21 protein-coding genes and 2 tRNA genes are annotated in these 22,873 nt (G+C 60.3%); 11 read left to right on the top strand and 12 right to left on the bottom strand.

What is annotated here, in order from left to right:
• Nucleotides 1-94: 94 nt before the first annotated feature.
• Nucleotides 95-730, top strand: coding sequence for a S24 family peptidase (locus tag HEQ72_RS03425; RefSeq protein ID WP_168020270.1), 636 nt, complete (start codon nucleotides 95-97; stop codon nucleotides 728-730).
• 143 nt (nucleotides 731-873) lie between these two features.
• On the top strand, nucleotides 874-1,752 hold the full coding sequence (locus HEQ72_RS03420) for a branched-chain amino acid aminotransferase (protein WP_168022565.1): 879 nt from the start codon (nucleotides 874-876) through the stop codon (nucleotides 1,750-1,752).
• 23 nt (nucleotides 1,753-1,775) lie between these two features.
• Here the strand turns inward: HEQ72_RS03420 and HEQ72_RS03415 are convergent, their stop codons facing one another.
• From HEQ72_RS03415 to HEQ72_RS03400, 4 genes are all read right to left on the bottom strand, one after another.
• A complete protein-coding gene (locus tag HEQ72_RS03415; protein WP_416046652.1) occupies nucleotides 1,776-4,580 on the bottom strand; it encodes an ATP-dependent DNA helicase in 2,805 nt (934 codons plus the stop codon).
• 61 nt (nucleotides 4,581-4,641) lie between these two features.
• Nucleotides 4,642-5,028, bottom strand: coding sequence for a helix-turn-helix domain-containing protein (locus tag HEQ72_RS03410; RefSeq protein ID WP_168022563.1), 387 nt, complete (start codon nucleotides 5,026-5,028; stop codon nucleotides 4,642-4,644).
• Between the two features lie 291 nt (nucleotides 5,029-5,319).
• Nucleotides 5,320-5,394 (bottom strand) — tRNA-Asn (locus HEQ72_RS03405).
• Nucleotides 5,395-5,464: 70 nt separating this feature from the next.
• Nucleotides 5,465-7,726 (bottom strand): HAMP domain-containing methyl-accepting chemotaxis protein, encoded by a 2,262-nt coding sequence (locus tag HEQ72_RS03400; RefSeq protein WP_168022562.1) that lies wholly within the window; start codon nucleotides 7,724-7,726, stop codon nucleotides 5,465-5,467.
• A 200-nt stretch (nucleotides 7,727-7,926) separates the two neighbouring features.
• Between HEQ72_RS03400 and HEQ72_RS03395 the strand changes: the two genes are divergently transcribed.
• The 5 genes from HEQ72_RS03395 (at nucleotide 7,927) to groL (ending at nucleotide 13,285) form a co-directional block, all read left to right on the top strand.
• Complete coding sequence (locus tag HEQ72_RS03395; protein WP_168022561.1) at nucleotides 7,927-9,546, top strand: lysine--tRNA ligase; 1,620 nt, start codon at nucleotides 7,927-7,929, stop codon at nucleotides 9,544-9,546.
• A gap of 95 nt (nucleotides 9,547-9,641) precedes the next feature.
• Nucleotides 9,642-10,394 carry a glycosyltransferase family 2 protein gene (locus HEQ72_RS03390; protein WP_168022560.1) on the top strand — a complete coding sequence of 251 codons (753 nt, stop codon included), beginning with the start codon at nucleotides 9,642-9,644 and terminating at the stop codon, nucleotides 10,392-10,394.
• A gap of 11 nt (nucleotides 10,395-10,405) precedes the next feature.
• Nucleotides 10,406-11,116, top strand: coding sequence for a TVP38/TMEM64 family protein (locus HEQ72_RS03385; protein ID WP_168020279.1), 711 nt, complete (start codon nucleotides 10,406-10,408; stop codon nucleotides 11,114-11,116).
• Nucleotides 11,117-11,290: 174 nt separating this feature from the next.
• Nucleotides 11,291-11,581: a co-chaperone GroES gene (gene groES, locus HEQ72_RS03380; protein ID WP_066134482.1), complete on the top strand. Its 291-nt coding sequence runs from the start codon at nucleotides 11,291-11,293 to the stop codon at nucleotides 11,579-11,581.
• A gap of 57 nt (nucleotides 11,582-11,638) precedes the next feature.
• Nucleotides 11,639-13,285 (top strand): chaperonin GroEL, encoded by a 1,647-nt coding sequence (groL, locus tag HEQ72_RS03375; RefSeq protein ID WP_168022559.1) that lies wholly within the window; start codon nucleotides 11,639-11,641, stop codon nucleotides 13,283-13,285.
• Between the two features lie 135 nt (nucleotides 13,286-13,420).
• Here the strand turns inward: groL and HEQ72_RS03370 are convergent, their stop codons facing one another.
• The 7 genes from HEQ72_RS03370 to HEQ72_RS03340 all read right to left on the bottom strand — a co-directional run bounded on the left by HEQ72_RS03370 (nucleotide 13,421) and on the right by HEQ72_RS03340 (nucleotide 20,024).
• Nucleotides 13,421-14,632 (bottom strand): glycosyltransferase family 4 protein, encoded by a 1,212-nt coding sequence (locus tag HEQ72_RS03370; protein ID WP_168020281.1) that lies wholly within the window; start codon nucleotides 14,630-14,632, stop codon nucleotides 13,421-13,423.
• Nucleotides 14,629-15,336 carry a WbqC family protein gene (locus HEQ72_RS03365; protein ID WP_168022558.1) on the bottom strand — a complete coding sequence of 236 codons (708 nt, stop codon included), beginning with the start codon at nucleotides 15,334-15,336 and terminating at the stop codon, nucleotides 14,629-14,631. The genes HEQ72_RS03370 and HEQ72_RS03365 overlap by 4 nt, the downstream gene beginning before the upstream one ends.
• Nucleotides 15,333-16,094 carry a TylF/MycF/NovP-related O-methyltransferase gene (locus HEQ72_RS03360; RefSeq protein WP_245184132.1) on the bottom strand — a complete coding sequence of 254 codons (762 nt, stop codon included), beginning with the start codon at nucleotides 16,092-16,094 and terminating at the stop codon, nucleotides 15,333-15,335. Before HEQ72_RS03360 ends, HEQ72_RS03365 begins: the two co-directional genes overlap by 4 nt.
• A gap of 96 nt (nucleotides 16,095-16,190) precedes the next feature.
• Nucleotides 16,191-17,201 carry a radical SAM/SPASM domain-containing protein gene (locus HEQ72_RS03355; protein WP_168022556.1) on the bottom strand — a complete coding sequence of 337 codons (1,011 nt, stop codon included), beginning with the start codon at nucleotides 17,199-17,201 and terminating at the stop codon, nucleotides 16,191-16,193.
• Nucleotides 17,198-18,361 carry a DegT/DnrJ/EryC1/StrS family aminotransferase gene (locus HEQ72_RS03350; RefSeq protein ID WP_168022555.1) on the bottom strand — a complete coding sequence of 388 codons (1,164 nt, stop codon included), beginning with the start codon at nucleotides 18,359-18,361 and terminating at the stop codon, nucleotides 17,198-17,200. Before HEQ72_RS03350 ends, HEQ72_RS03355 begins: the two co-directional genes overlap by 4 nt.
• A gap of 33 nt (nucleotides 18,362-18,394) precedes the next feature.
• Nucleotides 18,395-19,183: a hypothetical protein gene (locus tag HEQ72_RS03345; RefSeq protein ID WP_168022554.1), complete on the bottom strand. Its 789-nt coding sequence runs from the start codon at nucleotides 19,181-19,183 to the stop codon at nucleotides 18,395-18,397.
• A gap of 202 nt (nucleotides 19,184-19,385) precedes the next feature.
• The gene (locus tag HEQ72_RS03340; protein WP_322099470.1) at nucleotides 19,386-20,024 is read right to left on the bottom strand and encodes a LysE/ArgO family amino acid transporter; all 639 of its coding nucleotides are present in this window, start codon (nucleotides 20,022-20,024) and stop codon (nucleotides 19,386-19,388) included.
• 104 nt (nucleotides 20,025-20,128) lie between these two features.
• Between HEQ72_RS03340 and HEQ72_RS03335 the strand changes: the two genes are divergently transcribed.
• The gene (locus tag HEQ72_RS03335; RefSeq protein ID WP_168022553.1) at nucleotides 20,129-21,025 is read left to right on the top strand and encodes a LysR family transcriptional regulator ArgP; all 897 of its coding nucleotides are present in this window, start codon (nucleotides 20,129-20,131) and stop codon (nucleotides 21,023-21,025) included.
• A gap of 64 nt (nucleotides 21,026-21,089) precedes the next feature.
• Here the strand turns inward: HEQ72_RS03335 and HEQ72_RS03330 are convergent.
• Nucleotides 21,090-21,165, bottom strand: a tRNA-Ala gene (locus tag HEQ72_RS03330).
• 167 nt (nucleotides 21,166-21,332) lie between these two features.
• Between HEQ72_RS03330 and HEQ72_RS03325 the strand changes: the two genes are divergently transcribed.
• Genes HEQ72_RS03325 through folD form a run of 3 tightly spaced genes read left to right on the top strand, consistent with a single transcriptional unit; the run spans nucleotide 21,333 to nucleotide 22,847 of the window.
• Nucleotides 21,333-21,644 (top strand): YggT family protein, encoded by a 312-nt coding sequence (locus HEQ72_RS03325; RefSeq protein WP_168020285.1) that lies wholly within the window; start codon nucleotides 21,333-21,335, stop codon nucleotides 21,642-21,644.
• Nucleotides 21,631-21,969, top strand: a complete 339-nt coding sequence (locus tag HEQ72_RS03320; protein ID WP_322099469.1) for a DUF167 family protein — start codon at nucleotides 21,631-21,633, stop codon at nucleotides 21,967-21,969. Before HEQ72_RS03325 ends, HEQ72_RS03320 begins: the two co-directional genes overlap by 14 nt.
• Nucleotides 21,966-22,847, top strand: a complete 882-nt coding sequence (gene folD, locus HEQ72_RS03315; RefSeq protein ID WP_168020286.1) for a bifunctional methylenetetrahydrofolate dehydrogenase/methenyltetrahydrofolate cyclohydrolase FolD — start codon at nucleotides 21,966-21,968, stop codon at nucleotides 22,845-22,847. Before HEQ72_RS03320 ends, folD begins: the two co-directional genes overlap by 4 nt.
• Nucleotides 22,848-22,873 lie beyond the last annotated feature (26 nt).

The following is a 22,873-nucleotide window of genomic DNA, read 5'->3' as shown; positions in this document are numbered from 1 at the left end:
CTATCAAGAAGCACCCCATGGTCTAGGAATATAATCCTTGCTCGTCAAGGGCGAGCTTACACAGTGTGTTCCCGATAACTGGAGAGCAGAACGCATGCTTACCCATCACGCCCTGTGGACAGCCCTTGACCGCCTGGCCGAAGATCACGGACTGTCCCCATCGGCACTGGCAAAAAAAGCAGGCCTGGACCCGACCACGTTCAACCCGTCCAAACGGTTTGGCCGCGACGGCAAACCCCGCTGGCCAACGACAGAAAGCCTGTCCAAGGTCTTGCAGGCCACTGATACGCGTCCGGAACATTTCCTGCAGCAGGCCGCTGAAGCCATGGCGGAACCATCCCCCCCCCCACAATCCATCCTGCCCCTGGTCAGCCAGAATCAGGCCCGCAACGGGCTGGATGCTGCCGGAAACACCCCCGACAGCACCCAGGACGCCATCGCCTTTCCTGATGTCAGGGATGCGGACGCCTGGGCGCTGGAAATTCACGGTGACACTTGCCTGCCGGTCTATCGCGACGGCGACCGGCTGATCCTCTCCCCAAACGCAACTGCAAGGCGCGGCGATCGGGTTGTCATCTACACCAAAGACAAGACCTTGATCATTGGTGAACTGACAAGAACAACAGCAACCCGCATGATCGTCCAGCCCTTCGGGGCCGGCAGCACGGATCAAGCCATAGACCAGACAGACATCGCCTGGTCGGCGCGAATCCTCTGGGCCAGCCAATAAAGACATCCCCGAAAAATCGACACGAACACCACCGCTCACACGGTAAGGTATATTTATTGGCAGAAATACAGCGCAACCTGTATGCTGACAGCCGAGGAAACAGGTTTGTCTCGAAACAAACTGCAAGGAATACGAGCGCGCTTATGTCAACACAATCAACCCAACCCGGCATTTCCATAGTTTTCGTTGATGGCACCTGGCACACCGGCAACCCCATGATCATGGGACCGGGCACCCAGTCCGTATGGATGGGAAGCACGGCCTTCGACGGGGCACGCTACTACGAAAGTGTAGCTCCGGACCTGGAAGCCCACTGTGAACGGGTTGTTCAGTCTGCCCGCATCCTGGGGCTGAACCCGACCCTCGGCGGGGCGGATATCGCAGCCTTGGCCCGGGAAGGTATTACCCGCAGCGGCGGAAAGAAGGCCCTGTACATCAAACCCCTGTTCTGGTGTGACAACGGCTTTCTGGTCCCTGATGCCAGCTCGACCCGCTTTGCCCTGCACCTGTTTGAAATCGCCATGCCGCCCGCAAGCCAGGGCTTCAGCGCCACCCAGTCTCCCTTTCGCCGGCCGACACCCGATGCCGCACCCACTGCGGCCAAGGCTGCCTGCCTGTACCCGAATGTCAGCCGGGCCCTCAGCGACGCGCATCAACGCGGCTTCAATACGGCGGTCATGCTCGACAACCACGGAAACGTGGCGGAATTTGCCGCCGCCAACCTGTTTCTGGTCAAGGATGGCATCATCCGCACCCCGGTTCCGAACGGCAGCTTCCTGAACGGGTTGACACGACAGCGCGTTATTGCCCTGTTGCAGGCCGATGGCACCCGGGTGGAAGAAACAACGCTGTCCTACGATGACCTGATGCAGGCCGACGAGATCTTTGCCACCGGCAACTTCTCCAAGGTATCGCCCTGCATCCAGATCGAAGGGCGCACCCTGCCGCACGGCCACGTAACCCAGTGGGTGCAGCAGCTGTACAGGAACTTTGCCTTCGGGCATGCCAGCATCGCCGCCTGAGGGATACCCCGGCCTGCCCTTCCCTACGCGGTCGGGGGGCAGGCCGGGACAGGTCCCAGAAAGTCCGATACCTCGCGCACCGCATCGGCCAGACCCAGGCGGCGCACTTCGGTCCCCGGCGGAAACGCCCCGTGCAAACGCGATGGCAACAGCGGATCCAGCAGGACGAACACACCCCGGTCATCCGCCCGTCGTACCAGCCGCCCAAAGGCCTGCTTCAAGCGCAGCCGTGTCAGGCGGTCATCCCAGTCACGCCCGCCAAAGGCCTTGCGCCGCACCCGGTGCAGGATGTCCGGGCGGGGCCAGGGAACCCGGTCAAACACCACCAGACGCAGGGCACGCCCCGGCACATCCATGCCATCGCGCAGCGCATCCGTTCCCAAAAGGCACGAAGGTTCGTCGGCACGAAACAGGTCAACCAGCGTGGCCGTATCCATTCCGCTCACATGCTGGGCGTACAGCGGAATGGCATGTTCGGCCATTGCCGGCATGATGCGTTCGTACACAGCGCGCAACCGGGATACCGCCGTAAACAGCCCCAGACCACCTCCGCCGGACGCCAGGAACAGCGACCGGAACGCCGCCGCCACCCGCGCCGCGTCGTCACGGCGTACATCGGTCACCACCAGCACCCGGGTCTGGCCGGCATAGTCAAACGGAGACGCCACCGCCGCCCGCACAGCCGGCAACGAAAGATGCACGGCACCGGTGCGGGCCTCGGCAGCCTTCCAGTCCACGGCCGGATCACCGGATCCATCCCGCAGCGTTGCCGAAGCCACCAGCACGCCATGGGCCGCATCCTGCAACACCTGGGCAAAGGGCAATGTGGGGTCGATCCAGTGCCGGCGCATGCCGACATCAAAATCCCGCCCGTCCAGCCGTTCCACGGCGAACCAGTCCACATATGTCTCCGGCGTCCGGGTCTGCAGGCTGTCCAGCATGGCACGCCAGGCAGACAGATGCCGCAGCACCCGGCGTTCCAGAGACCGGATCAACCCCTCCATCCGCAAGCGCACCGATGCATCCAGCTCTGCTGCATCGGCATCCAGGCGCACGGCCAGCGCCTTCATCAGGTCCTGGACCGGACGGGACAGGGTTTCCAGGGCACGCTCCAGCTCTGCCGCAGCAGCAGCCAAGCCGGGGACCGGCGGCTCGACATCCGCTTCCAGGGAATACGGGTGCCCGCCTTCCTGCGACCGGGCATACACCTGCTGCCGCACCCGGTGCAAAAACCGCTCCGCCGGGCCATGCGGGCTGTCCGACCCCAGACGGTTCATCCACCCCGGCCCGGGCAAACAGCGGGCCCCGTGCAGGATCGCATCCAGCGCATCCTGTGCAGCGGGATCATCCTGCACGCATTCTTCGGCACGGCGTTGCAGCCCACGGGCACGGGACCGGGTACCCTCTTCCGCCCCCAGAATCCAGCGCCGCAGTTCCGCTGTTTCCAGCGCCCCCAGATGAGCCGAAAAGGCACCATCGGCCGCCTCGAACACATGGTGGCCTTCGTCAAACACATAACGGACCGGCAGCCCGCCCCCGGGATCACCCCCCGACGCGGCAGAGCCGTTGCCCAGCATCCGCATCACCAAGGCATGGTTGGCCACCACAATGCGCGCCCGGCGGGCCTTGCGCACCGACCGTTCAACAAAACAACGGTTGTAATGCGGGCAGGCGGTAAAGACACACTCCCCCCGGCGGTCGGTCAGGCCCGCTACGGTGGAACGCCCCAGAATATCCACCAGCCATCCCGGAAAATCACCGCCGATCATGGCCCCGTCACGGGTTGCCAAAGCCCAGCGGGCCACCAGCCCCAGGGCAACCGCCCGGGCCGGGTTGACCGACAGGCGACCGGCGGCTTCCTCCAGATTCAACAGACACAGGTAATTCTCGCGCCCCTTGCGGACCACAACATGGCGCGCCTTCTCGCGCGGGTCGGGGTACAGGCGGGCCAGTTCATCCTCCAGCTGGCGCTGCAAGTTGCGGGTATAGGTGGACAACCATACCGCACCGCCATTCTTCTCGGCCCACAGGCTGGCCGGAGCGACATAGCCCAGGGTCTTGCCCACACCGGTTCCGGCCTCGGCCAGCACGAACCGAGGTTCCCCCTCGGCATCACGGGGCTCGAACGCCTCGCAGCACGCCGAGGCAAAATCCGCCTGCTGCGGCCGGTCCTCGGCAGCGCCGCCCAGAATCTGTGCCAACCGGGCACGGGCATCGGCCGGGCTGACCGGCACACAGGAGGCCGGCGGTTCGGGCGCATGCTCGGAAATCTCCGGCAGGCTTTCCCACACCCGGAATCCCGCAGCCACCACTCGGCTGTGCGGCGGGTCGCCGGTTTCACCAAGGGCATGCAACACACAGCGGGCCCACGGCCACCCCGCCCGCAGCAACCCCCAGGCCAGCGCACGCGCCTGGGGCCGTGACGTGCGCGACAAGGTGGACAGATCCCGCAGCAGGGCCACCACAACCGCCGACAGGGTGGTTGCTTCCTGCTCCGGCCCAGCGGGCAAGGCAATATGACAGGCCGCTGCCAGCCCGGCCACCGTCGGCAGGCAAAAGACCGCCGGCCGCACGAAAGCGTACAGCTCCAGAACATCACAGGCCGGAAAAGGCGCACGGCCCAGGCATGCCGCCACCGCCGGCGCATGGCACACCAGCGGAGGAGCCGAAGACGCAAGCCAGCGGACAGCCGCCGCCCGGTCCAGGGTCAGGATCTCCCCGTCGGGCGTCAACACAACCGCCGACACCGCACCGGCAACAAGAACCGGGGCATCGGGCAGCAAAAGCTCAAGCGTATCAGGATGTCCGCACGTCATGGAGGGGACCATAACGCGCCCGCAGACATCCGTCACCTGCCCATCACACGGCACCACGCAGAAAGCGCGGCGATCATCTCCCCCCGGGACGGCCCATGCCGGCAAGGGACTGCACAAGACGGAAAACGGCTTTTTTCTGCTCCGCCGTCAGCACGGACAGCCAGGCCAGAAGGCGCAGCTGATCACCATCCAGCGGATAGTCGGCGGGGGCCACGCACCCTTCAAGACCATCAAAGAAAGCCTGGACCGGCACATCCAGACAACAGCCGATACGAAACAGGCGGGACGCCGGAATACGGTCCACCGCACGTTCGTATTTGTGGATCTGCTGCGGCGACACCCCGGCAACCTGCCCCAGGGAACACAACGTCAACAAACGCAACTTGCGGAACTGCCGCAGGGATTGCCCCAGATGGCTGTCAACAGGGTCCGCCGCCCCACAATCAAAACCAACCGTCACAAACACCCCCCGCACACGACACAGCACACAAACACACAGCCTGTTGCCAAGGCATGGAACAAACCCTGACGCTACGTTCTGATTACCACAAACACGCTATGGTGTACGCAAAAAAGAACGTACAAGAACATATAATACAACACGTTGTGATCTGGCTGGCATTATGCGATCGGCATAATCTGGTTTTATCGACGACATGCCGACATCAAGGCAGGATACCTGCATACATCCGATGCACCGGGCATGAAAAAAGGCACCCCGCGCAGAATACGGGGTGCTTTTTTAATTCGATGGCTCCGGCGGTAGGATTCGAACCTACGGCAACCCGATTAACAGTCGGGGGCTCTACCGCTGAGCTACGCCGGAACGCGCTGTCGAGGCGGGGTTTTTAGCAGTATCGCCCTCATATGGCAAGGCTGTTTTCACACACCCGGCCTTATACCGCCAACCGCAGGGCTCCCGCACTGAACCCCGACCACTCCCGACTCAACCGGCCGGATCGCTGCGACAGGGTGGTGGATACCTCCAGCAAGGACCCCGCTTCGGATCGCGTGGCCTGCGCGGCTTCGGACAGGGCGTCCAGATCCTCGGCCGCCTGGATCATCCGGGTGGATGTCTGCTGGATCCTGTCTGCAATCACCCCCGTGGCACGGGACTGGTCAACCATCGATGACGTCAGGTCACCAACCAGTCCGTTGACACCGGAAATCAGGCGACTGACACGGATCATGGCATTGGCCACGTCCTGGCTGACATCTGCCACAGCGGCAACCCGCACCCGCACATCCTCGGTGGCGGCGGCGGTCTGGCGGGCCAGCTTTTTCACCTCGTTGGCAACCACGGCAAACCCCCGGCCGGCGGCTCCGGCCCGGGCGGCCTCGACCGTGGCGTTCAGGGCCAGAATGTTGGTCTGCTCCGCAATGTCCGTGATCAGATCCACCACACCGTCAATTTCCTTTGCCACCCGCGACAGACCGGACACGGCACGCATACTGTCCTCGGCCATTTCCACGCCGTTGATGGTCAGGGTATTGGCACTGGACAAACGCTCGATCATATCGGCGCTGGAACGGGACAAATCCTCGGCCGAACAGGCCAGGCTGGTCACGAAGTCCGAAACCTGGCTGACCGCACCATTGACCATGTCAATACCACTGGCTGCGCGGCAGGCAATGGTATCCAGCTTGCGGGCGGCTTCCTGCACCACACCGGCATCCCCGACCACACCTTCCATGCTGGTCTCGAACACCTCGGCCATCCGCCGGCTGGAGGTTACAATGCTCCAGGTCAGCATGGCCGCTGTCATCTGGCCGTAATGGTCCAGAACCGGAAACACGGACAGGGCCACCCGCTCGTTACCCAGATGAACCTCGCCTGTCCACGGCAACTGACCGGGGTCGGCCACCAGCTCCGACAGCCAGCCCGGCTGCGGGTGGAACAGGTCGACCGAAAGCCCCTCCAGACTGTCTGTCCCCGGGGGCAATCCGTTCAGGGATGGTGCAATCTGTTCCAGGGCATTGCGGGTGGCGGCATTGATCCAGCTGATCCGCCCATCCTGGGGGCTGACCGTCACAATATTGACCGGCATCGCTTCCAGCATCTGCCCCAGGGCAAAGGCACGGGTTGCCGTATGGCGCAACACCTTCAGGGCTGAGGCAATGGCACCAATTTCGTCCCGCCGCCAGAAATCCGGCACCGGGGTTTCCACATCGCCTTCGGCAAGACGCTGGATCGACCGGCGCAGGGTCACCAGCGGAACCGACAGCGATTCCACGGCATAGCGGTTTGCCGTATACCAGGCCGCACCGAAGAAAAGGGCCAGGATCAACAGGCTGATGGACAGGATGACAACCGACCCCTGAACCCGTTCATTCAGGATGGTCTCAAGGCCCCACAAGGACCGGCGGCGCATGTCCTCGAACGCATCCAGCGCGGCCAGCAGAACCGCCTGGCGCTCCTGACCGGAGACAGCACCCTGCCCACGGCCAACGCTGGCCAACGCCGTATCCACCGCCCCGGAAACACGGGTGGACAGCGCCGGCATCATGGCGGCTACAGCCGAATCCTCTGACGTCTCCATAACCGTGGCATACCCGCTTTCCAGCGCCGAGAGGTGCCCCCCCATCACCGCGCTGGCACGGATGATATCAAGCCAGGTATCGCCGGATGCCGATGCCTCCAGCACGTACCCGGCCATATCCGCCACCCCGGTAATCATCTTCGGCAAGCGTACGACCAGGGAATCCATCAGGTAATAGCTGGGCAGCTCCGGATCCAGGATCAGGTTGGAATGATCCCCGGCCTGCGCAACAGCAGACTCCAGCCCCGCGATCATGTCGCGCGCCCGCTCGGGGCCGGGTACCGCTGCAAAATCAGTCCACAGCCGCTCCACAATCGCGTGGGGGCCCCGCATGTCCAGAAGATCGGCCTGCCCCCGCACCGATTCGAGCCCCGCCGCAACGCGGGCCACGGTTCCCGCATCCGGATTCGTGGCGGTCACCATGTAACGGGCCGTGGCAATCTGGGCGTCCAGAAGCGGGGTGATATAGGCCGTCCCCACCGTTTCCTTGCGGGCGAAGCTGATGGCCTCGTTCTCGTGCCAGACCAGAAGGGCAACCGAAGCCAGTGCCGGGGCCAGAAAAACAGCCAGAACCAAGTGAATCTGGTGCTTGACCGACAAAAAACGCAGCGAGGACATGGGAAACACCCCTTGATCGTTTGACGGGCAGAAAAACACTCAAAGGTAAAGTCACACGGTACAGCAGGGGGTCGGAACGCCGCAAGGTACGTTGACGGATCACCCCTGCGGCCCTAGGGTGCAGACCAACGCATGCAGGCGATTCGCATTGCGTACAGACCCTTTCGTCCATCAACAGCCCGTAACGGATCTGACACATCATGTCACACTCTCTTGCCCATTCCGCCCGCGAGTCCTCGGCCTGGCCCTTTCAGGAAGCCCGCGACCTGCTGGACAAACGGCTGAACGGCAAGGTGCCGGACAAGGGCTATGTGCTGTTTGAGACCGGCTATGGCCCCTCTGGCCTGCCGCACATCGGCACCTTTGGCGAGGTGGCACGGACCTCGTGGGTCCGCCGGGCCTTTGAAATCCTGGCGCCCGACATCCCGACCCGCCTGTTCGCCTTTTCCGACGACATGGATGCCCTGCGCAAGGTCCCGGACAACATCCCCAACAAGGACAGGGTGCGCGAACACCTGGGCAAGCCGCTGACCCGCATTCCCGACCCGTTCGGAACCCACGAAAGCTTCGGGCACCACAACAATGCCCGCCTGCGCGGGTTCCTGGACAGCTTCGGCTTTGATTATGAGTTCAAGTCCGCCACCGAGATGTACACCGGCGGCCACTTTGACCAGGCCCTGCGCGGGGTTCTGGAACACTATGATGCCATCATGGCCGTCATGCTGCCCACCCTAGGCGCCGAACGTCAGGCCACCTACAGCCCGTTCCTGCCGCTGTGCCCACGCACAGGTGTGGTCTTGCAGGTTCCGGTCATCCACCGCGACGTGGATGCCGGCACCATCGTCTATCAGGACCCCCAGACCGGGGAAAAGGTGGAAGTGCCGGTCACCGGCGGGGCGTGCAAGCTGCAGTGGAAGCCCGACTGGGGCATGCGCTGGCACGCACTGGGCGTGGACTATGAAATGTCGGGCAAGGACCTGATCCCTTCGGTGGACCTGGCCGGAAAGATCTGCCGCATCCTGGGCAGCACGCCGCCGAAGAACCTGTCCTATGAACTGTTCCTGGACGAAAACGGGCAAAAGATTTCCAAGTCGAAGGGCAACGGCCTGTCGGTGGAAGACTGGCTGAAATACGCCCCCGAAGAATCCCTGGCCCTGTTCATGTACCAGAAGCCAAAGGCTGCCAAGCGCCTGTACTTCGATGTGATCCCCCGCGCGGTGGATGACTATGTGGCCCATGCCGCCGCCTTTGCGGAACAGGACCCGGTCGCCCGCCTGACCAACCCGGCCTGGCACATCCACAACGGGGAACCGGGAACCGACAAAACCCCGCTGACCTTCGGCATCCTGCTGAACCTGGTCGGGGTGGCCAACACCGATGACCCCGCTGTCCTGTGGCATTACATCCGCAACTACGCCCCGGGATCGTCGCCGGAAACAATGCCGTTCCTGGACCGGCTGGTGCGTTACGCGATTGTCTACTACAACGACTTTGTCCGCCCGACCAAGCAGTACCGCATCGCCAACAGCGCCGACAAGACCGCCCTGGCCGACCTGCGCGAGGCGCTGAAAGCCGCCCCGGCCGATGCGTCCGGGGAAGACCTGCAGAACATTGTCTATGCCATCGGCAAACAGCACGGCGAAACCTATCCCGGCCTGCGCGACTGGTTCCGGGCCCAGTATGAAATCCTGCTGGGTCAGGAACAGGGGCCGCGCATGGGCAGCTTCTTTGCCCTGTACGGGCTGGACCGCTCCATTGCCCTGCTGGACCGCGCCATCGCCGGAGAAGACCTGAAAGCACCGGCAGAGCTGGACGCCTGACCCCGAAACCGCACGCCGCCCGGGACTTTTCTCTGGTCACCGGGCGGCCCCGGCGGTACAACCGGCTGATCCCTTGTATGGCCTGCGCGTGTGTGATGACTGAACCAAGCTGCCCGGACCTGTCTGTTGTTGTGCCCGTCCACAACGAAGCTGACAACATCCTGCCCCTGATCGAAGAAATCGCCGCCGCCCTGGATGGCGTGGTACCGTTCGAGATTGTCTATGTCGATGACGGATCAAACGACGCCACCCCGCACCGCCTGGCCGAGGCCCGCGCCCGGTTTCCGGCCCTGCGCTGCGTGCGCCACCGCACCGCCTGCGGGCAAAGTCAGGCGATTTATACAGGGGTTCTGGCAGCCCGTGGCACCTGGATTGCCACCCTGGACGGCGATGGACAGAACGACCCGGCCGACATTCCCGCCTTGCTGACCCGCCTGCGGGATGAAGAGAAACGCACCGGCCTGGATGCCGCGCGCCTTCTGATCGCCGGACACCGGCAAAAACGGCAGGACAACGAACTGCGCCGCCTGTCCTCGCACATTGGAAACGGCGTGCGGGCGTGGCTGCTGAACGACGGAACCCCCGACACCGGGTGTGGCCTGAAGCTGTTTGCCCGGTCCCTGTTCCTGAAATTCCCGCGCTTTGACCACATGCACCGCTACCTGCCGGCGCTGACCCTGCGTGAAGGCGGACAGGTTGTCAGCGTTCCCGTCAACCACCGCCCGCGCGAACGGGGCGTATCGAAATACGGTGTGTGGAACCGGCTGTGGGTCAGCCTGTTCGACCTGGTCGGCGTAATGTGGTTGCAGCGCCGGGCCCGCAACCCGGTTCTTGAACAGCAGGACTGAGCCGGGGTTCCATGTCCCTGTCTCCTGAAACACTGCTGCACGACGACGCCGAGGAAACCCTGCGGCGCAGCAACCCGCTCAAAGCCCTGTTCAAGGGGCTTGTGATGATCGCAACCCTTGCCGCCGTTGGCTTTGGTGCCCGGGAGTTCGGGCTGACCGAGGCCCTGGACACCCACTGGCTGGATGATCAGATCGTCGGACAGGGCCTGAACGGAGAGCTTCTGTTTGTTGCCGTGGGCACCGTGGTCGCCGCCATCGGGGTCCCCCGCCAGATTGTCGCCTTTGGTGGCGGCTATGCCTTCGGGTTTGTCGAAGGGGGCCTGCTGGCCCTGCTGGCACAGACCATGGGTTGCGCCACGGCGTTCTTCTATGCCCGGATTCTGGGGCGCTCCGCCATCCGTCGCCTGTTCGCCCGCCGGATCGAACGCATCGACGCCCTGCTGGGGCACCACCCGTTCACCATGACCCTGCTGGTGCGACTCCTGCCCGTGGGATCAAACCTGCTGACCAACCTGGCCGCCGGCGTCACCGCGCTGGCTCCGTCACGCTTTCTGGGCGGAACAGCGGTCGGCTACATTCCGCAAACTGTTGTTTTCGCCCTTCTGGGCGCCGGGGTACAGGTGGATGCAACCACCCAGGTTGGGCTGTCCGTTGCCCTGTTCATCGCATCCGGGCTTCTGGGAATCGGCCTGTACAAACGGCTGAAAAACCGGCTACGGTGACACGCTGTTCGTCCCCGCGCGATAACAACCCTGACGCTAACACCCCCCTTGACAGAAAAGGCGGTCCGTATTACCTCTGTCAGCACTCTCCGGGGGGGAGTGCCAACAGAAACCTCGGGCTCCCCTGACCTGGTGAGATGTTCAACTGGGAAACGCTCGTTCTGGAGGAACCCAATGAAATTTCGTCCGTTGCATGACCGCGTTGTCGTAAAGCGCGTTGACTCCGAAGAAAAGACAGCCGGCGGGATCATCATCCCCGACACCGCCAAGGAAAAGCCGATGCAGGGCCAGATCATTGCTGTTGGCCCCGGTGCCCGTGGCGAAGACGGCAAGCTGGTTGCCCTTGACCTGAAGGCCGGCGACAAGGTGCTGTTCGGCAAGTGGTCCGGCACAGAAGTGAAGATCGAAGGCGAAGATCTCCTGATCATGAAGGAAGCAGACGTCATGGGCGTGATCGAAGCCTGAGGCTTCGTTCTTTCCCTGTCGCCTTTCACCATATCTTTACCTAGAGGATAAAAAACAATGGCTGCCAAGGACGTTAAGTTTTCTACCGATGCCCGCGACCGCCTGCTGCGCGGCGTGGATATCATGGCCAATGCCGTGAAAGTCACCCTGGGTCCCAAAGGCCGTAACGTCATCATCGACAAGTCCTTCGGTGCTCCGCGCATCACGAAGGACGGCGTTTCTGTCGCCAAGGAAATCGAACTGAAAGACAAGTTCGAGAACATGGGCGCCCAGATGCTGCGCGAAGTGGCTTCCAAGACCGCCGATCTGGCCGGTGACGGCACCACCACCGCAACCGTTCTGGCCCAGTCCATCGTCCGCGAAGGCGTGAAGGCTGTTGCCGCCGGCATGAACCCGATGGACCTGAAGCGCGGCATTGACCTGGCTGTCAACGCTGTGGTCGAGGACATCAAGACCCGCAGCAAGAAGATCACCACCTCTGAAGAAGTGGCCCAGGTCGGCACCATTTCCGCCAACGGCGAAAAAGAAATCGGTGACATGATTGCCAAGGCCATGGACAAGGTCGGCAAGGAAGGCGTGATCACCGTCGAAGAAGCCAAGGGCCTGACCACCGAACTGGACGTGGTTGAAGGCATGCAGTTCGACCGTGGCTACCTGTCCCCGTACTTCGTCACCAACGGCGAAAAGATGGTGGCAGAGCTGGAATCCCCGCTGATCCTGCTGCACGAAAAGAAGCTGTCCACCCTGCAGCCGCTGCTGCCGGTTCTGGAAGCTGTTGTGCAGTCCGGCAAGCCGCTGATGATTGTTGCTGAAGACATCGAAGGCGAAGCCTTGGCCACCCTGGTGGTCAACAAGCTGCGCGGCGGCCTGAAGGTTGCGGCTGTGAAGGCTCCGGGCTTCGGCGACCGCCGCAAGGCCATGCTGGAAGACATCGCCATCCTGACCGGTGGTACGGTAATTTCCGAAGACATCGGCATCAAGCTGGAAAACGTCACCGTGCAGATGCTGGGCACGGCTAAGCGCGTGACCATCTCCAAGGAAGAAACCACCATCGTTGACGGTGCGGGTTCCAAGGACAAGATCGACGAGCGCTGCAAGCAGATCCGTGCGCAGATCGAGGAAACCACCTCGGACTACGACCGTGAAAAGCTGCAGGAACGTCTGGCCAAGCTTTCCGGCGGCGTTGCCGTGATCCGCGTCGGCGGTGGTTCCGAAGTGGAAGTGAAAGAGCGCAAGGACCGTGTTGACGATGCCCTGCACGCTACCCGCGCTGCAGTGGAAGAAGGCACGGTTGCCGGCGGTGGCGTTGCCCTGCTGTACTCCACCCGCGCCCTGGCATCCCTGAAGGGTGTGAACGAAGACCAGAACGTTGGTATCGAAATCGTTCGCCGCGCCCTGCAGGCTCCGGTGCGTCAGATTGCCGAAAACGCTGGTACCGACGGTGCCGTTGTTGCTGGCAAGCTGCTGGAGCAGAAGGACGTCAACTTCGGCTTCAACGCCCAGACCGGCGAATACGTGGATATGATCAAGGCTGGCATCATCGACCCGACCAAGGTTGTGCGTGCAGCTCTGCAGGACGCCGCTTCGGTGACCGGCCTGCTGATCACCACCGAAGCCATGGTTGCCGAAATTCCTGAAAAGAAGGAAGCCCCGATGGGCGGCGGCATGGGCGGCATGGGCGGTATGGGTGACATGGGCTTCTAAGCCTTTCTCTTCCTGCCCTTGTGGTATGCCAAAGGAAAAGGTCGCACCTTCGGGTGCGGCCTTTTTCCATTCCGGGACAGAAGCCTGTCGGTCAGACCATGACCAGCGTTACACTCATGGCATCCCCTGCCTTCCCTACAAAAAGGACTCGTATCGCGCCAGCAGCTGTTCTGCCATGACCTCGGGCGCCAGAAATTGTTCGGCATACCGTCGGCTTTTGCGCCCCATCTCCTCCAGAAGATCCCGTCTCTCGTCCAACAGTGTTAAATGCTGACAGATCTGCTCGGGGGTGCTGGCATCGAATCCAGGCATTGGTTCCGGAAAATGCTGCGCAAAGATCTCATTACGCAACTTGGCCATAACAGGGCGCCCCATGGCATAGGCGTCTGTTGTCACCATTCCCGGAAAGGCTGTGCCGAATTGATCACAAACCAGGTCTGCCGCCGCCACTTCCTTGTAATAGGCAAACAGGGGCAGTTCATCCAGCCACTCAACACTGGCTCCGATACCCAGGTCTGCAATCAGTTCCGCAGCAGCCTCCTGATCCTGCCCTTTCCGGGGCAAGCGGAGCAATCCTTTCCCGCCACCCTTGACATACTGCGCAAACCCTTTGATCAGAACATCCGTCCCCTTGAAATCCAGAGGGCTGAAGCCCGGATGCTGATCTGGCCTGTAAACAATCCGGCTGCCACAAAAGATGGTCAGGCGTTCATTGTGCGGGAGGCTTTGATATTCGAGATCAAGGGTATTGGACAGGTACACCATAAAGCGTCGTTCATCTGAAACCCCGATGTCATCAAGAATATGATCCCCGGACGGTATCAGTCCACGCTGGAAGTAGCATATAACTTCGGACGCCAGAATACCGTCCCGCTGCCGAACCACAAAATCAGAGAACCGCAATACGTACCGTCGCCCTTCCGGCGAGCGCCGGAGCTTTGGATGCCATGTTCCCGTTCGTATGTGCAAGGACTCAAAATTGGCGTGGCTGGCAAGATCATGCCCGGTCAACAGGGAAATATGCGGTGCATTCAGGAAACAGGCCAGTGCCGGCCCTGTATCATTCAGAATGGCCAGATCCACCTTGTTGGTAAGGCGATAAATGGCATGATCCAGCGCTTGCGTCTGATAAGCGACATCCAGATCGGTGAGGTAAGAACAATCATAAATCCAGTCGGGATAGGCATTGGCCCACTCCGGAAACAGCGCTTCGGGCATGTGGTGTGCAGTTTTATGGTTCAGAATCAGACGGGCATCATGACCCAATGCCCGAAGGCCACGGACCAGAAGCAAGGGATAGTTGTTGACGTTGCCAAAGACAATGATGGAAAGCTTTGATTTTCTCATTTCGCGACTATAATCCTGTCTGGTGTCCGGCTCCGCACAAGATGCTTTGCCTGTTGACCGCAATTGGCAATCAGGTCCAGCACCGTCACCCCGCCGATAAAATCGCCCCAAAGCTGCGGATAGGGATCGTAATCGTAAGACTTGTATTCAAGCTGGATGCCGTGGTCCCGGAACGCGCCCTTGTCAAGGTAGGCATCCGCGCTTGGTCCGCTCAGGTATATTGTAGCCCCCAGCTTTTTGATCATATCAACAAGGCGATCTGTCCTGCTCCCCTGCAGGGATAATTCGCTGGACGGGATCATCGGGGTCTTGATGTCCAGATACGCACAGATCCTGCGGATCAGATAGATGTTCAACTGGCTGATGGTTGTGTGCCGTACGTCATCAAACCCGGACAGTACGTCCATGGCAGCGTCGAAATATGGCGCGGAACGGTAGGAAAAAGACCACGTACCACGGTGTTTTTTTTGCCATGCCACCGCATTCTGGATCCGAGTGTCACAAATACGTTGCGTCTGTTTCTCATGCACGACAGGGACCGTAAGCCACTCAGCCCCCTTGGATGTCTTGATCTTGTTGCGACTTCTCCAGTCACGGACTGTATACTGGACATCATCAAGAAAAACGAACAGATCAACGCTGGCAATAATATCAAAATACCCGCGCCATGGAATAAAGGAGGATTGAATAGCGCCAACTCTCACCAGTCTACCTCGATAAAGCCTGTTGGATTGCTGTGCCAGGGGAACTTGACGATACGTGGACGCTTGCCAAAACGCTTTTCGAAATACGCGTCAACGGCCTTGGACTCACCGCCAAATGTATCAACAGCATACTCGTCAACAATAATGATAGCACCTCTGGCCATACGCGGCACGAAATGCTCCAGCGCAACCTGTGTAGGCTTGTAAAGGTCAAGATCAAGATTAAGAAGGGCTATGCGCAACCCCTCTCCCTTGTCCTGGATGAACTGTGGAATCGTGTCACACACATCACCCTTCACAAATTCAATGCGACTTTTGTGCCTTAGATGCCTGTCCTGGTCCATGGCATCACGAGCAAGAGCCAGATCAGCCTCCACCGAGGCTCCGCCGAAATACCCCCCGGGCACACGATCCTGCGCCACATTCTCGGGGCCATCTTCATGATCGAGGTGCACAAAACCTTCTAACGTATCAAAGCCGAAGACAGTTTTCCGAATATCCGTAGGGCAGAAAATTTCGCATAACTTGGCCCATGTGAAAGCGGATGCCCCACGATAGACACCAAGATCAACAATGACCCCTGGAACATCTATTATCTTCTTGAATATTTCATAATGCGAAAGAAACCTTGCAATATTGAATCGAGGAGTAAAAACAGGAAAGTTCCTCAATATCTCGAATATTGTAAGGTCTGTTCTTGAGAATATCGCCTCCAACGTCTCCTTCTGTAATCTTTCTGGCTCATGCCTGCTTGCCATATCATTCATGAAACATGCTCCACTCCCGCACCCTTCAGAAACGCTGTCCAACACAAGGTCCCTTGACCCTACCGGCAATGGGCTGGGTCACATGACTCATGGCACCGGACTCTCATCCTGAATGAAATCCTCCACCATATCGGCGTAACTCCGTCCCTCGCGGGGCCAGCGGGTTGCGGCCCAGTCCGGACACTGCCCGCAGAACGGGTGATTGTGGTAGGCGTTGGTTTGATGCGCCTCGCGCAGGCGACGGTAAAACGCACCCTGCCATTCTTCATGAATGGTGGTGTTGCGATAATCGGCAACATACGACCCATGCACCCAGTCGGATGGGCAAAAAGCCAGATCACCACGTGCATTGACCGTGATGCGTTCCCAGGGATACAAGCAGGGACGACGCACACCGTCTGCCTGTACAACCCGACTTGCATCTGCGACATCAGCCACGGCCCCTGAATGGGAATGCAAACGGCGCATGACAACGTACTGCGCCCCCTGATCTTTCCAGTAGCGCTCGAAGTCGGCCGCTTCGGCGGTGTTTTCCGGCTGCTCGACAAAGCTGACCACCACCTTGGTTTTTGCCCCGCTTTCCCTTACCCACCGGATCAGACGCAACGTATTCTCACGCGTCACCTCAAGGTTGCCCTTGACACGAATCTTGGCATACGTCTCGGGGCGAAATGCATCAATGCTGATATCGATCAGGTGTACCCCTGCCTCCAGCAGGTTACGGGTCCGCTTTTCGTTCATGATCTTTCCATTGGTGGTCAAGGTCACAAAGACACCGGAATAATCCACCGCAGCCTTGATCATGTTGTAACCATCGGGGTGAACCAACGGCTCGCCATTGCTGGTATAACGGATATAGCGGGTGCGTCCCTGCCCGTGCTGGCGCACCTCCTCGATCATCTTCTCGTTCAGCGCCGGATCAAGATAACGTCCGGCGTAATGCTCTGACTTGGCAAAGACGGGGTGAGGACAGTGGGTGCAGGCCAGATTACAGACCTCGGTAATATCCATGATGATCTGCGAGGGGAACCGGGCTGAAAGGCGGCCACCAAAATCATAGGTCTCTGCAAGCGTGGATTCCGGTGCACAGGTAATCATTGCAGGACCTTTTCATGATTGAGAAGACAGGCCAACTGCCCGACAACATAATCCACATCAGCCAACGTCATCCTGGCGCTGATCGGCAAGGTCATGATTGTATCCGCCAAGAATTCCGTAACGGGCAGACAAACCACCCCCTGTGCACTGTACAGGGGTTGCCTGTGCAGCGGCCGATAATGAATGCTGGCACCAATATTGCGGGCCCGCAGCGCCAGCAGCAAGTCATCACGCCTGATCATGGTTCTGGCGGGATCGAACCGGATGACCAACAAATGCCGGGCATGACTCCTGTCAAAGACACCCTGCTGAAAAGCTACCTCTATCCCCAAGGCGTCCAGACGTTTCCTGTAGTGTTCAGCAATCATCAGCCTGACGCGCGCCATTTCGGGCAGACGGCTCAATTGCACCCGCCCGATCGCGGCTTGAAGATCTGTAAAGTTTGCCTTGTAACCAAGCTCGGTTACATCGGCAGAAAAGGCCACAGACGGCCGGATGTATCGTGACCAGGCATGGGATTCCAGGCCGTTCATACGCAGGCGCCGCAGACGTTCCGCCTTCCCGGAGTCAAACAGCGCAAGGGCACCACCCTCGGCCGTAGACACATTTTTATTGGCATAGAAGCTGAAGCAAACCGTATGGCCCGACGCCCCCACGGGCCTGCCGTTAGCATACATGGCACCCAGTGCATGGGCGGCATCCTCGACAAGAATGACATCCGCCGGCAGGGATGCCCTCAATGCCTCAACATCAACGGCGTAACCGCCATAGTGCACAACAACAACCGCCCGGGTTCGCCCCGTCACCTTTGCAGCAACGGTTTGTGGCGTCACGCACATGCTGTAAGGATCAACATCACAAAACACCGGCGTGGCACCAAGATAGAGCGCCGCATTGGCTGTGGCACACCACGTCAGGCTGGGAACGATCACTTCGTCTCCCGGACCGATCCCTTCAACCAGAAGAGCAAGAAAAAGCGCAGAAGTACACGAGTTGACGGTCACGACCTCCGGCGCACCGATGAATGCACCCAGCTCGCTTTCGAATGCCAGGGTCTCCTGCCCCATGCCGACCCAGCCGGAACGCATGACACGGGCAACAGCGTCTACTTCAGCTTCAGTGAAATCAGGGGTACCAAAAGCAAGATACGCGTCTCTCATCAGGGCGTTCCCCGGCAACAGGACAATCAGGCACTACACCGGGTCAGCCATGGAGGCATGCACCGCTGAACAGGGTTTCCAGGCCGCTTGCCTTGCATACCACCCCTGCTGGGGAATAACCTTGCCCGTGGATTGCGCGCCTTTTGTCGCGACGCAAAAAGTTGCGCAAAAATTCCCGTCCATTTTTCCATACCTGGATGGGTCAAGCCGATCCGGTTCATAGTCGACAAACGTGCACGGATCCGTCCACTCGTTCGACGTAAACTGGACAACTTTTATTGCATTCACCTCCCATGCATTGGCCGCATAGAAATCGCGGAAAAGGGTAGGCTGCATCATATAAAAACCGTGATCAAAAAAACCGGAGACAGGCGAGCTTGTAATGGCCCTTCCACCAATCTTCAGGAACTGGAAAACAGCATGCATTGCGTTGGGGAAGTGAAAAATATGCTCCAGCGTTCCGTGGTCCATGACAACATCGAATTGTCCTCGCCACTGCTCCGGAATATCCGGGGCATTCATGTCATGAAGAATATCCGCCCCTTCAAAGTCCGAACAATCGAGCGCCATGACTTCAGAAAACCCAAGGCGCCGGAACACAGACTGGGTATCAAGACAGCCTTTCTCCGCAAAATCCGGCTTGTATGAAAGAGCAGGCTGAACGGAGCCATCAAGCTCAACCCCAACCATTTGGGCCATCTGGCGATAGGCATCATCAGAGAAGTAAATGTCCCCCTGACCGAGAAGCAGAAGTCTCCCCCCAAACGGCCTTCTTTTGCTCTCCTCAAGAACAGGAATGATATTTGCTTTTATGAATCCCACGCCATTTCCCCCTTAATATTCCAGAATAAAAACCACACGTAGTATATATGGTACAAAGAGCCTTTTATTGCAATGATTTAGGAGATTGAATAGATAACATGCAAATAGAGAGTATGTAATCATTACGATCCGACCTCTTGCATGACTGAAGCAAATGTCCCCACAAGGCAGGAACAGAATGCTCTTTTGCACGCGCAGACCCTCAGAACCCCGTCAGAACGCGATGGATCAAGAGACCCGCGATGGTCAGCATTGTCACCCCGACAAAGGCATCCAGAAAACGCCAGGCCACAGGACGGGCAAACCAGGGGGCCAGCCAGCGCGCACCAAACCCCAGTGACACAAACCAGATCATGCTGGCCACACAGGCTCCGGCGATAAACCAGACCTGCAACGACGATGGATGCTGGGCACCGATGCTTCCCACCAGCAGCACCGTATCCAGGTACACATGGGGGTTGAGGAACGTAAAGGCAGCCGCCTGGGCCAAGGCAGCCCCCCGCCCCAGCCCGGCCCCGCCTGTATCGGCCCTGAGGGCCTGTGACAGCCGGGCCCGGCGCAAGGCCTGCCACCCATAGACCAGCAAGAAGGCGGAACCGGCCAAAGCCAGCGCATGCGCCAGTGCGGGGCGATTCCCCAAGGCTTCGGCCATGCCCATCACACCAGCCGTAATCAACACGGCATCGGCTGTTGCACAGAACAGCACCACGCTGCCCATATGCTCGCGCCGGAGACCCTGGCGCAACACAAAGGCATTTTGCGCCCCGATCGCGACAATCAACCCCATGCTCAGGGCCAGCCCCTGGGTAAAGGCCGGCATGGAAAAGGAAAGGAATCCCACAACACACTCTCAGTCAAAATCAGGTTACGACGGCCTGACCTTGCCCGGCGCAGGGAATAAAGGCAAACTCACTTTTCTTTATTCAGTTAAGGAAAACTAATCTTATGCTGGACTATACCGCCCTGTATGTCATGGCAACTGTTATCAGGGAAGGGAGCTTCGAGCGGGCCGCACGCATCCTGCACGTCACGCCATCGGCCATTTCACAGCGCGTCCGCCAGCTGGAGGAACGTGTGGGCTGTGCCCTGGTGATCCGCGACCAGCCGTGCCGGGCAACCGATGCCGGCAGGCGTCTGTGCCAGCACATGGACCGGGTGCGTCTTCTGGAACAGGATCTTCAGGACACGCTGCCAGCTCTGGCGCCCGAAGGCATGACCCGGGTTGCATTGCCTGTTGCGGTCAATGCCGACAGTCTGGCGACCTGGCTGGCTCCTCCCCTGGCGGCCTTTGCCGCACAGGCCCCGGTGCTGATGGATATTGCCGTGGATGATCAGGACCACACCATGGAATGGCTGCGCAATGGATCGGTTCTGGCCGCCGTCACTGCCTCTGCCCGGCCTGCCGCCGGATGCAACAGCCAGCCCCTTGGAGCCATGCGCTACCGCGCGGCCGCCAGCCCGGCCTTTATCCGGCATTATTTCGCCGATGGTGTGGGATCAGGAAGCCTGGCCCGTGCCCCCAGCCTGGTGTTCAATACCAAGGATGAGCTGCAGGCACGCTGGGCCCGGCGCCTGTGCCACCGGAACGTTGATCTGCCCCGGCACACGCTGCCCTCGCCACAGGCCTTTGCAACCGCCGCTATGGCCGGCATGGGCTGGGGGTTGCATCCACAGGCGCTGATTGCCGAACATCTTGAGGAAGGCTCCCTTGTGGAGCTGGTGCCCGACACCCCGCTGGATGTACCGCTGCACTGGCAACAGGCCCGGGCGGCGTCAACCGCTCTGGATGACCTGACCCGCCACATTATGGCCGCAGCACGGACGGCCCTGCTTCCACCCTGAGAGCATTTTTATGGGCCTGAATGCCCAAAGGCCCGACTTGTTATGGCCGGGCCTTTGGATATTATGGTGGAGCTGAGCGGGATCGAACCGCTGGCCTCGTCATTGCGAACGACGCGCTCTCCCAACTGAGCTACAGCCCCGTCATGCAAAAGGGATGCGGATAATCCCCGGAACCCCCTTGACTGTCAAGACCGTTTCTGGCCCTGCACCGACAGCCCGATGGCCGTGTCTGTTTCCCTTGCACCGCAGGGGTCATCCCGCTAGGGTAAGGCCGTGTTTTACGGTTTGGCCGACAGGTAACAACTCCATGCAGGCTGTCAGTGGTTTTTTTCAGGTTCTGGACGCGATCCTGAATTTTTATGAATGGATCGTGATTGCTTCGGTCATCCTCAGCTGGCTGTTTGCGTTCAATGTCCTGAACTACAGCAACGGCGCGGTGCGGACCATCAGTGATATTGTCCACCGCCTGACCGAACCGGTCCTGGAACAGATCCGCCGGGTCCTTCCGATCATGGGCAACCTGGATCTGTCGCCGCTGGTTCTGTTTTTCGCCATTATGCTGGTCCGGGCCTCTGTTCTCCCGGGTCTGCACGAGCTGGTTCTCCGTGCCCTGTTCTGAAGCCCCGGATCATTCTCTTTTGCTCAAGCCCACGGCTGATGGAATCCGGCTGGTGGTGCGCCTGACCCCGAAAGCCGGGGCCAATGCCATCCGGTCCCGCGCCCTGGAAGCGGACGGAACGCCGGTGCTGAAAGTGTCAGTCACCGCCGTTCCAGAAAACGGCAAGGCCAATACGGCACTGATTGCCCTGCTGGCCAAGGCGTGGAAACTGCCGAAAAGCACCTTTTCCATTGTTTCCGGCACGACGGACCGCCGCAAGACCGTACAGATTTCCGGCGACCCTGCCATTCTGATCCCCCACATTACCGGGATATTGCCACCATGACTGATCCTTCTGCCCGTTTGATCGACGGCAAGGCCTTTGCCGCATCCCTGCGCCAGTCCATCGCGACCGAGGTTGGCCGCCTGAAAGACCGCCTTGGCACCGTGCCGGGGCTGGCGGTCCTGATGGTTGGCGATGATCCGGCCAGCGATGTCTATGTCCGCAACAAGGCGCGCCAGACCGCAGAATGCGGCATGAAATCGGTGGAACGCCGCTTTGCTGCCACGTTGACAGAAACCGACCTGCTGGAAGAAATCGCCCGCCTGAATGATGATCCGACCATTCACGGCATTCTGGTCCAGCTTCCCCTGCCGGCACATATCAATGCCGACCGGGTTATTGCCGCCATCCGCCCGGACAAGGATGTGGACGGGTTCCACCCGGTCAACGCCGGGCTGCTGGCCACCGGCGGCAAAGGGCTGGTGCCGTGCACCCCGCTCGGCTGTCTGCTTCTGCTGCGCGATGTTCTGGGGGACATGACTGGTCTGCAGGCCGTGGTGGTCGGGCGGTCCAACATTGTCGGCAAGCCGATGGCCCAGCTGCTGCTGCAGGAAAGCTGCACCGTGACCGTGGCTCATTCCCGCACCCGTGACCTGCCCGCCATCTGCCGCCAGGCCGATATTCTGGTGGCAGCCGTCGGGCGTCCGGCCATGATCCGCGGCGACTGGATCAAGCCCGGGGCCACGGTTATCGATGTCGGGATCAACCGCATTGCGGCAGAGGGCGGCAAGACCCGCCTGACCGGCGATGTTGCCTTTGACGAAGCAGCCCGCGTTGCCGGGGCCATCACCCCGGTGCCCGGCGGGGTCGGGCCGATGACCATTGCCTGCCTGTTGCGCAACACGCTGACCGCGTTCGCCCGCATCAACAACCAGGACTGAAGCGACCCGGCGCAAAGCCGAAGGGG

The sequence above is a fragment of the Haematospirillum sp. 15-248 genome (assembly GCF_012102665.1).
GTDB lineage: Bacteria > Pseudomonadota > Alphaproteobacteria > Rhodospirillales > Rhodospirillaceae > Haematospirillum.
This window is presented reverse-complemented; position numbering and strand designations above follow the sequence as displayed.

Bases quoted from the DNA above. Each gene is read 5' to 3' on its own strand.
- HEQ72_RS03395 (WP_168022561.1), top strand. From the start codon at position 7,927: ATGTCACACTCTCTTGCCCATTCCGCCCGCGAGTCCTCGGCCTGGCCC.
- HEQ72_RS03400 (WP_168022562.1), bottom strand. From the start codon at position 7,726: ATGTCCTCGCTGCGTTTTTTGTCGGTCAAGCACCAGATTCACTTGGTT.
- HEQ72_RS03390 (WP_168022560.1), top strand. From the start codon at position 9,642: ATGACTGAACCAAGCTGCCCGGACCTGTCTGTTGTTGTGCCCGTCCAC.
- HEQ72_RS03355 (WP_168022556.1), bottom strand. From the start codon at position 17,201: ATGATTACCTGTGCACCGGAATCCACGCTTGCAGAGACCTATGATTTT.
- groL (WP_168022559.1), top strand. From the start codon at position 11,639: ATGGCTGCCAAGGACGTTAAGTTTTCTACCGATGCCCGCGACCGCCTG.
- groES (WP_066134482.1), top strand. From the start codon at position 11,291: ATGAAATTTCGTCCGTTGCATGACCGCGTTGTCGTAAAGCGCGTTGAC.
- HEQ72_RS03350 (WP_168022555.1), bottom strand. From the start codon at position 18,361: ATGAGAGACGCGTATCTTGCTTTTGGTACCCCTGATTTCACTGAAGCT.
- folD (WP_168020286.1), top strand. From the start codon at position 21,966: ATGACTGATCCTTCTGCCCGTTTGATCGACGGCAAGGCCTTTGCCGCA.
- HEQ72_RS03420 (WP_168022565.1), top strand. From the start codon at position 874: ATGTCAACACAATCAACCCAACCCGGCATTTCCATAGTTTTCGTTGAT.
- HEQ72_RS03335 (WP_168022553.1), top strand. From the start codon at position 20,129: ATGCTGGACTATACCGCCCTGTATGTCATGGCAACTGTTATCAGGGAA.
- HEQ72_RS03415 (WP_416046652.1), bottom strand. From the start codon at position 4,580: ATGGTCCCCTCCATGACGTGCGGACATCCTGATACGCTTGAGCTTTTG.
- HEQ72_RS03325 (WP_168020285.1), top strand. From the start codon at position 21,333: ATGCAGGCTGTCAGTGGTTTTTTTCAGGTTCTGGACGCGATCCTGAAT.
- HEQ72_RS03425 (WP_168020270.1), top strand. From the start codon at position 95: ATGCTTACCCATCACGCCCTGTGGACAGCCCTTGACCGCCTGGCCGAA.
- HEQ72_RS03385 (WP_168020279.1), top strand. From the start codon at position 10,406: ATGTCCCTGTCTCCTGAAACACTGCTGCACGACGACGCCGAGGAAACC.
- HEQ72_RS03370 (WP_168020281.1), bottom strand. From the start codon at position 14,632: ATGAGAAAATCAAAGCTTTCCATCATTGTCTTTGGCAACGTCAACAAC.
- HEQ72_RS03360 (WP_245184132.1), bottom strand. From the start codon at position 16,094: ATGGCAAGCAGGCATGAGCCAGAAAGATTACAGAAGGAGACGTTGGAG.